At 53.3% G+C, this 8,972-nt stretch carries 8 protein-coding genes; 4 read left to right on the top strand and 4 right to left on the bottom strand.

What is annotated here, in order from left to right; all coding sequences use genetic code 11:
• Positions 1–492: 492 nt before the first annotated feature.
• Positions 493–1,551: a Fic family protein gene (locus NTX71_01795; protein ID MCX6338637.1), complete on the bottom strand. Its 1,059-nt coding sequence runs from the start codon at positions 1,549–1,551 to the stop codon at positions 493–495.
• Positions 1,552–1,583: 32 nt separating this feature from the next.
• The gene (locus NTX71_01790; GenBank protein MCX6338636.1) at positions 1,584–1,838 is read right to left on the bottom strand and encodes a hypothetical protein; all 255 of its coding nucleotides are present in this window, start codon (positions 1,836–1,838) and stop codon (positions 1,584–1,586) included.
• 582 nt (positions 1,839–2,420) lie between these two features.
• Here NTX71_01790 and NTX71_01785 point away from each other — a divergent pair.
• From NTX71_01785 to NTX71_01770, 4 genes are all read left to right on the top strand, one after another.
• On the top strand, positions 2,421–2,627 hold the full coding sequence (locus tag NTX71_01785) for a cold-shock protein (GenBank protein ID MCX6338635.1): 207 nt from the start codon (positions 2,421–2,423) through the stop codon (positions 2,625–2,627).
• A gap of 166 nt (positions 2,628–2,793) precedes the next feature.
• Positions 2,794–4,407 carry a cobalamin-dependent protein gene (locus tag NTX71_01780; GenBank protein MCX6338634.1) on the top strand — a complete coding sequence of 538 codons (1,614 nt, stop codon included), beginning with the start codon at positions 2,794–2,796 and terminating at the stop codon, positions 4,405–4,407.
• A 182-nt stretch (positions 4,408–4,589) separates the two neighbouring features.
• On the top strand, positions 4,590–5,624 hold the full coding sequence (locus tag NTX71_01775; protein MCX6338633.1) for a hypothetical protein: 1,035 nt from the start codon (positions 4,590–4,592) through the stop codon (positions 5,622–5,624).
• A gap of 216 nt (positions 5,625–5,840) precedes the next feature.
• The gene (locus NTX71_01770; GenBank protein ID MCX6338632.1) at positions 5,841–6,458 is read left to right on the top strand and encodes an Hsp20/alpha crystallin family protein; all 618 of its coding nucleotides are present in this window, start codon (positions 5,841–5,843) and stop codon (positions 6,456–6,458) included.
• A 154-nt stretch (positions 6,459–6,612) separates the two neighbouring features.
• Here NTX71_01770 and NTX71_01765 read toward each other — a convergent pair whose 3' ends face one another.
• Together NTX71_01765 and NTX71_01760 are read right to left on the bottom strand one after the other, a co-directional pair.
• Positions 6,613–7,593, bottom strand: a complete 981-nt coding sequence (locus NTX71_01765) for a lysylphosphatidylglycerol synthase transmembrane domain-containing protein (protein ID MCX6338631.1) — start codon at positions 7,591–7,593, stop codon at positions 6,613–6,615.
• An 89-nt stretch (positions 7,594–7,682) separates the two neighbouring features.
• A complete protein-coding gene (locus NTX71_01760) occupies positions 7,683–8,669 on the bottom strand; it encodes an NAD-dependent epimerase/dehydratase family protein (protein MCX6338630.1) in 987 nt (328 codons plus the stop codon).
• Positions 8,670–8,972: the final 303 nt, after the last annotated feature.

Below are 8,972 nucleotides of genomic sequence, written 5' to 3'. Positions count from 1 at the left end.
GAAACGGGCTCGGGATGGAGCAGCAGGCAAGTCACGAGTGCTGGCGTGAACGGAGCAAGCAGTTGAACCCGCGCATGCGCGAGGGAGGGACCAGATCATGTCTATTGACTCCGCGCCTTTGATGGGTGACCCATTACAATTATTACAATATTAGTAGATATTTTATACTTGGCGTTATTTACTTATGTAGAGGAAGTTACAACTATTGTAACTACTCAGGTAGTCAGAAGCCAGGAGCCAGAATCCAGAATGGATCGCGACTAAGCTTCCAGTAGCTTGCTGACCTCTTCGAGTAACTGCATTAACTCGGAAACATCGCCGTATCCCAAGTCCTCAAATGTCGCCGCTGGCGTCCTCATTTCAACTCCTGGCTCCTGACTCCTGAATTCTGGCTCCTGAGCAGTTACGAACTATTCCCTCTTGATACCGTGCTTGAGCGTGTTGTCCTATTACCGTGTCCTGTAATGTCCCATATCGCTGTCCTATAATGTCCTATATTTTTGACACAGCCTGCGACAAGACGTAATAGGCGCCTTTAAGTTCGCCCTTCATGATAAGGAGCCCTTTTTGGACAAGCGATGCCAAATCCCTTGTTGCAGTTCGGCGGATACTTCCGCAGAGCTTCTGGCATTGTTCGTTATCTATACGCTTGCTAATAACAAGAAACCGGACTATTTTCTCCTGCCGTAGATTTAAATTATGGCTCTCAAGAGCTTTGACGATCTTCTCCGAAACAATGATCTTTTTTCCCTTCTTTTGAATTTCTTCCATCTGCGAGCGCAGGCCGTCAACGAAGTATTCAAGCCACGCCGTCATATCCATGTTGTTATTTCTGACTGATTGAATCGCTGCATAGTAACTCGGACGGTCTTTGTCGTAATACTCGGAAATGGTGAATAGCCGCTTAAAGTCATAGCAGGTCTTATAGAGGATAAGCGTCGAAAGAAGCCGGGCCGTCCTGCCGTTGCCGTCAATGAACGGATGAATATGCACAAACTGAAACTGAGCTATGCCGGCAATAAGAATAGGTGACACATCCTTGTCCTTATTAAGCCAATCTACAAACTCCCGCATAAGGAGCGGAATCCCAAATGGGGGGGGCGGAGTGTAAATGACTTCCCGTGTGCGGGAATTGACTACATAATTCTGTATCTTACGGTAAGTGCCCGGGTCTGCCTGACCGCCTCGGACGCTTTTGACGGTGATTTTGTGAAGCTCCCGGATTACCCCTTCGGTGACCGGATCATCCTTGCCGAGATACCTTGAAATAAAGTCCATCGCCTTTTTGTAATTCAAAAGCTCTATTTCATCATCACGATTAACCCCTTTGACCTTTTTGCCTTCCAATATGCTTTGGGCTTGCTCAAGGCTCAAGGCCGTGCCTTCAATGTGTGTGGAATGGTGCGACTCAAGGATGAGCGCCTTCTTCTGCATGTCGGCAATCCAATCATCCTTGAGTTTTACCGCATCAAGAAAACCCCGCACCCGCTCGATTTCAACGAGCGCTTTATTGATCTTCGGAGTAATGGTAAATTTCGGGTTAAATGTCATTGGTAACCTCTTATTTGCAAAAATAGATTTTGTTAAACAAACTGGTACTTCTTCTCATCACCATGTACCTGAGGCCCCCGGTACAATATCCAACCTGATTCTGTTTTGTGGATATACAGTTTGCTTGTGCTCTTGACCTTAATACACATGTTGTCGTTTACCTTACGCACTACTTCCCCAATCTCTTTAAGCAACTTTCCCTTTAATCCCTCCACGGCGCTTATTTTCTCCACAATCCCATACACCACAAGCGCATCCCATGCCCACTTGGTAATCTTATTACTCATCTCCGTCTCCTCTCACCTGATGCTGTCACAACCCTGCCGCTACCGCTTCGGCTACCTTCCCGTTATGAACTTCTCTCGAGGACTAACCGTCACCGTCTTCTTATCCAGCATGATGTATAAATGTTTCACAAACCCCTCCTTGTTAAAAGAACTGCCGTTGCGGTGACGCTTCGCCGTTTAAGCCTACTAAACATATTGAAAAAGGTGAAGCCTATTTTGCTGAAGCCTATTTTGCCATGCTCAAAAGACCTAGCCTTTACATCGTGACAGGGGGCGCAAAGATGTTACCTCTGAAATGACCCACCGGCCTGGGGGGGGCAAAGCCCTCTGGGTACACCCATACTACAAATAATTGTGTAAAATATTTGTTGACAGCGGGGGGGGCTCTGGTATAATCCTTCCAAGATTAGAGTATAGCTTGGTGTATAGGTTGCGTAATCTATGAGCCGTGAGCGATTTACTCGTCTCACGGCTTTTTTATAGCCTGGCTGATTCTGATCAGGGCGGTTGCGGCACGATTCACTAGAGTGGTGCTGTACTACATAGGAGCCGCCCCCGAGCCAGATGAAGGAGTTTATTGACATGGCTACAGGCAAGGTAAAGTGGTTTGACGAGCGGAAGGGCTTTGGTTTTATCACCCCAGAGAGCGGTGAGGACCTATTCGTGCACCACATTACGATCCAGCAAGAGGGTTTCAAGACCCTGGAAGATGGTGAGGCTGTGGAGTTCGAAGTAGCCCCCGGTCGAAAAGGCCAACAGGCCGTCAATGTAAAGCGCCGGAGTTCGTAAGCGCGCATTGATCCTACGATTGCGAGCCCCGTCTTCCCAGTGTGGAAGGCGGGGCTTTGCATTTGGTGTCCCCACTCGGGGCACACGCATCCGGCGGCGGAGCGAGCCACCCGGATATTCAAAGCATTCTTCCAGCACCCCGCCAATCGCCGGTGCAGGAGCGAACATGAATGTGGTGCTCATCGCATTGTTTCATTATGAAAATTTCGCGCTCAGGAGCCTCTTCTCGTACCTGCGGGCTAACGGCGTACCCGTCTCTTTCATAGGCTTCAAGCGCATGAGGCATAAGTCGACAAAGACGCTCAAAAACGACTTCATGGAGATGAACGATTATCATACCGAGGCCACGGAAGAGGATATAGATGCCCTGCTGGCTCAGCTAGAGAAGCTGAATCCCTCTCTCATAGGCATGGGGGTGCAGTCATCGCATTTCCAGGTCGCGCAACGGATCACCAGGGCAATCAAGGCGAAGTTCCCGGCCCCCGTGATATGGGGAGGGTCGCACCCGACCATCGATCCGGCGAACTGCATCCCCCATACAGACATGATATGCGCGGGAGAGGGTTTCGACCCCCTGCTGGAATTGTCAAAGAGAATTGCGGAGGGCAGGCCGTATGACGATATAAAAAACCTGTGGGTGAACAAGGGGGACAGGATTATCAGGAACGAAATGAGGCCGCTCCTGAACGATCTGGACATCCTTCCCTTCGCGAGCTACGACGGCGAGCACAAGAGCTACATAGACGATGGCCGCCTGCAGCCGGACAGGAATATTGATTATTTCGGTTACGGCTTTACGGATGACCCCCTGAAGACCATCCACCAGACGATGACCTCTTTCGGCTGCCTGATGAACTGCTCGTTCTGCGTGAACGCGCTCACGCATGAGAAATTCAGGCGCCGGAGTGTTTCCCGCGTGATCGGAGAACTGGTGGGGGCGAAACGGAAGAATCCGGGATTGAAGATGGTGTTTTTCTGGGACAACATCTTTCAGGTCAACAAGAAATGGTGTCTCGAGTTCGCCAGGGAGTACCGCGAGAAGGTGAATATTCCGTTCTTCGCGTACTCCCATCCCTCGTACGTCGATGAGGAGATCCTCGTCGCCCTGAGAGAGGCCGGCTGGACCGTGACGGTGATGGGGATACAGAGCGGGAGCTACGCCATCAGGAAACAGCTCTACAACAGGAGTGAACTGAACTCGCAGGTGATCACAGCCGGCCGCAGGCTTGATGGGCTGAGATCGATCAAGCGCTCGAACGGCGTGTTCAGGATATACTATGACTACGTGAAGAATAACATCCTCGAAAAGAGGGAAGACCTTCGGGAGAGCCTGAATCTGTTTTTGCAGCTGCCCAAGAATTTCATTTTCCAGGCCTTCAACCTGTCTTTTTTCCCGAACTACGTGCTCACCAAGATATACCTCGCCAAGGGCTTCATTACCGAGAAGGACATCGAGGGGAACACCAGCACGTCCGGCAGCGACTGGATCACGACCTTTGATTCAAAAAAAGAATACCGGGGCTTTCTCAGGACGCACGAGTACTACTACCTGTTGTTTTCTCTCGCTCAATTCAAGATATTCCCGAATTTCCTGATACGACAGATTGAAAAGAGGGAATTATTTTTCAACCACCTCCACCTCCTCCACTGGATATGCAGGGTGGTGCGGTTCACTGACCTCTACTTCAGCCCCTCCAACTACCGCTGGCTCTGGGGAATCCTCAGCATGGTGTCCCTGAGGTCGAAGATCAGGCACCGCGTGTGGGTGCGGCTCGGGTAACGGCCGTATTTTTGCATTTTAGCACCTGGTCCCCCGCCTGGCTCGTGATGGAAATATTTAATTTAGCTGATCGCTTTTTTGAATTTTAATCAGAATGCCATTCTGGTATCATTCGCCGTAGATCTGAGAAGCGTTCGAGGCACCGGGCCCCGCAGTCATCCTGTGCGGGAGGGAGAATACTCATGGCAGATACATTCGAAAAGGAAATCGAGAAGGTCGTATGCCCCCTGGGGGATCTCGGCCCCACGGTTCTTGATACCACATACTTCTTCAAGGATACCGAAAGCTTCGTCTATGCAGAGGGGTACTGGCACCCCCCGGGCTGCTTCTATGGCAAGATCATCAACTATCCATGTGAGAAGGGCACCATCCTGGTCCACGGGCGGAAATACGAGAGCATCACAAAGGGGTGGGAAGCGGGTGAGCGGGTCCTCATTCCTCACGATAAACAGATCGAGTACCATTACAAGATAGATCACAGCCTGAGACCGCCGCGTGAGAGACTGATCCTCACGGAGTTCCATTATCCCTTTGAGCTCAGCGCCATGAAAGGCTGGTTCAGTAATCATAAGTCAATGCGCTACGTGATGGAGAAGTATCCGCAGGTTGACAAACGCGTCAAAGAGGTGAGCGTCCTTTTCAATGTGCCGCTGGAAAGGCTTGGGGTGACCGGTTCTCTCGCCTACGGCCGCATGGAGGATGACGAGGATATTGACCTGGTGTTCTTCGGTACGCCGGAGCAGAACATGGAGGTGGCCCAGCAGATCTGGCGGCTCACCTATACCGACCCCAAGCGGCGCTGCGTCGAGTTCGGCAAATTCTGGCCTGTCCGGTTCAATCACGACGGCATTATCATATGCTGCTTCTTCGTCTATGCTGATCGAAAGTACATCCCTGTCTATGACCAGCAGGTCGCGCTCGTGCGGGAGCCGGTGGTCGCATATGGAACCATCGTTGACAATCTGCACTCCATCTATATGCCTCTCGTCATGAGGCTGGGCGACGTGTACATCGATGGTGTGCGCGCCGACGATATCGACCTCATCATCTATGATGGTTCTCTCCGCGGTGAATTCTATAACAAGGAGCGGGTCCATATCAGCAAGGGACGCCTCGTCACGCTGAGCAAGAACGGGGCGAACAGAGAGGTCCTCGTCGTGGTTGACGCCGGGGATCTGGAGAAAGAGCGTTTTGTCAGGGGCGCCCCTGCATTTTAGCAGCATTCTCATCAGTGTTCTCAGTGTATTCAGTGATTGTAACTGCTCAGGAGCCAGAATTCAGGAGTCAGGAGCCAGAATTCCGAGTTAATGCAGTTAGCTCGAAGAGGTCAGCAAGCTACTGGAAGCTTATTCGCGATCCATTCTTGATTCAGGCTCCTGGCTTCTGACTACCTGAGTAGTTACCAGTGATTTAATTTAAAAAGGAGGTGGCGTATGCGTTCGTTGACGTATGGTATGTTTTGTGCCCTGCTCGCCATGGCGGCCGTCGCCGTCTTCTGTGCGGCTCCCGCGGGAGCGGCCAGAACACCTGCTGACGAGACAGCCGGTGCGAACCCTGAGTCTGTCCAGGAACCCCCTGTCCCGCCAGGCGGCGGGCCTGCGGGAGAGGATATATGGGCGGAGCTGCACGGGATCCAGGGAAGACTGAACCAAATCATCGAGGATACTGCTTGGCGTTTACAGCCCCGGGCGCCCATGGGGCCGGTTGCGCAGAACTTCGAGTTTTATCCGGATGTGGATGTGAAAGAAACCGATAAGGCGATCATCGTGAGCTGTGATCTCCCGGGCATGGAAAAAGATAAAATCGACATCTCATTCAAGGACGGGAACGTGATCGTCAGCGGCAAGAGGGAAGTGGTCAAAGAAGAGATCAAGAGCACGGGGTGGTATATGCGCGAGAGGAGTTTTGGCAGCTTCGAGCGCGTCATCCCCATCGCGACGGAGATCAAAGAGAACGAAATCAAGGCCGACTACAAAAACGGCGTCCTGACCGTCACGCTCCCGAAGGCGGAGGGCGCGATGAAACCGGTCAAAAAGATCCAGATACTCTAATCCGGCTGCTGCCGTTCTGCCACTTCTATCTTGACCAGCTTGAGGATGGCATTGTTGAAGTGCCGGAGATTGAATGAGACCGGGGCGAGCTTTTTGATTTCGAACGCCACGTCACATGGCGTGCAGGGGCCCCGCGCAGAAGAGCAGCCAGTGGCTAACCCTCATCAATGGCCTCCCGTGCCTTCAGTTCTTTTCCTGAAATCGTGTAGAAAACCCCTCCGAGGAGTGCCACGAGGATGTTCTTCGCCCTGAGCACGAGGCCGATGGAGAGCGCCCCTGCCTCGGGCACGCCGAGCCTCGAGAAAAAAAACGCGAAAGAGGCCTCCCACACCCCCATTGAGTTGGGGGTGAGCGGAAGCGTGCATATGAGGAGGATGAGCGGGACGACGATCATGATGTCGAGAAGCCTCACCTGGAGGCCGAGCGCGAGGCAGACGATGTAGGTGTTGACGCTCGTGAGAAGTTGGAACAGGACGGAATACGCGAGCGCGATCACCACTGTCTTTTTCCGGGACCTAAATGAGTAAATCGCGTCGTGGAATGCGGCGAAGCGTTCGCGCCACTTCGCGAGCCGCTTCCACTTCACGCGCCCCCCCAGATAGTCAACGAGGGGTTTGTTGAAGAGCAGGATGAGAAAGATGATGAAGCCCGCGAAGACCGCGGACATGAAGAGGGCGAGCCCCGCTTCCGCGAGCGTCGCGTAGTTGATCACCGAGGCGACGAAGGCGACACCGACGAGCCCGGCGAGGCCGGTGAGCCTCTCCATGAAGACCGAGGCGAATGATTCGAGCTGGCTCTTTATTTTTTTGCCGAAGATGTAGCTCCTGACGAGATCTCCCCCGAACATGCTTGGGAGGAAGCTCGAGAAGAAGTAGCCGATGGTGTAATAGAAGGTAAGGGGATGCACCGAGACGTTGATCCCCCGCGCGGCGAGGAGCGCTTTCCAGCGCAGGCAGCTCAATGCGATCCCGAGATACGCGGTGACGAGGATCGGGATGACCCAGGCCAGCCGGATGCGCGAGAAGGCCGCGCCGACCTTTTCGAGGCCGACCCACCAGATGACGAATGCCATGAGCACGATGCCGGTGATCAGGCGAATGAAACCGCCCCTCCTGTGATGTGGTTCTTTTATCATGGCGATTGACCTGGTCGAGATAGGGTCCTTTCTCTTTCAACTTTCTACATGAGGCCGTTTCAGCTATAGGTCTTTACACTTTCGACTTTTTACATGAGGCCGTTTCTCACGTACCATTCAGCGGTCCGTTTCAACCCTTCTTGCGGACTGATTTTTGGATTATAACCGAGTTCCCACCTTGCCTTCGATATGTCGAATGACCTCTCCTTCCTGAAAAAATCGACCCTCCTCCTGTAGAGGGGGGGTTCTATCCCGAACGGCTTGCACAGCTTTTCGCACACGAAGGCCGCAGCGTACACGGGCGCAAAAGGAATACGCAGCCGGGAGAGATTGACGCCGAGGATCTCCGCGATCGTGCCCGCGAGCTCGTTGAGTGTCATGGCGCGCTCGCCGCCCAGGATATAAATGTTCCCCAGCGCCTCCCTCTTTGTGCCGCAGAGGATGATCCCGTCCACGAGGTCGTCAATGTAGGTCAGGTGGTAAGACACCTCTCCGCTCCCGATCATGTGGAAACGGCCTGACTTGATATGCCGGAACAGCTTGAGAAAACGCGTATCCCCGGGGCCGTAGATGCCAGTGGGTCGGAAGACCACCCCCGACAACCCCTTCGTGCGGAAGTAATTCAGGGCGAGCTTCTCACCCGCGAGCTTTGTTTCCTGGTAGACATCTCCAGGGCTGTAGGGAGCCGACTCGTCTGCGGGAGGGTGGGCGATGTGGCCGTGGACACCCACCGTGCTGCAGTGGACGAAACGGCTCACGCCGCAGCGCGCTGCCGCCTCGAGCATATTCTCAGTGCCATTGACATTGACATCCCAAAACTCCCGCTCCGGCACTCCCTCCTGCCTGTAGGTCGCGGCGATATGATAGACGGCGTCGCATCCTGAGGCAGCATTGAGGAGCGAATCCTTGTCCTTGAGATCTCCCGGGACAATATCGATGCCGGCTGAGGCGAGCGACATCGCCTTTCCTGGTGAACGCGCGAGCGCGCGAACCTGGTGGCCGAGCTCCGCCAGGCGCCGGCAGAGGTGGCCGCCCGTGAACCCCGTGCCGCCTGTGACCAACACTTTTTGCGCCATTCGGACTACCTCCTCCCGTAGTGGAATAAAATGGCAGCCTGCAGTATATACTTTTTCTAAGATCCCATCAATGTTATCCCGTGCGTCTGTCCAGCCAAAATAGAAATGTCCCCATGACTGTTCCCTCTCCCCCCAATGTCTGGGGGGAGAGGGTTAGGGTGAGGGGGGCTAGAAGAGATGTACTCTTCCCCTCACAGAGCCACTTCCTGGGGAAAAACCGCGATTTTTGGTTTAACATTACTTCGCCCCCTCCTAAAATGCCCTACAACAAACGATCTCATTGTGATGAGGCTACCAACACTG

It is taken from the genome of Candidatus Auribacterota bacterium (assembly GCA_026392035.1).
GTDB lineage: Bacteria > Auribacterota > Tritonobacteria > UBA1439 > UBA1439 > JAPLCX01.
Note: the sequence above shows the minus strand (reverse complement) of the source record. Positions and strands in the feature narration are given on the sequence as shown.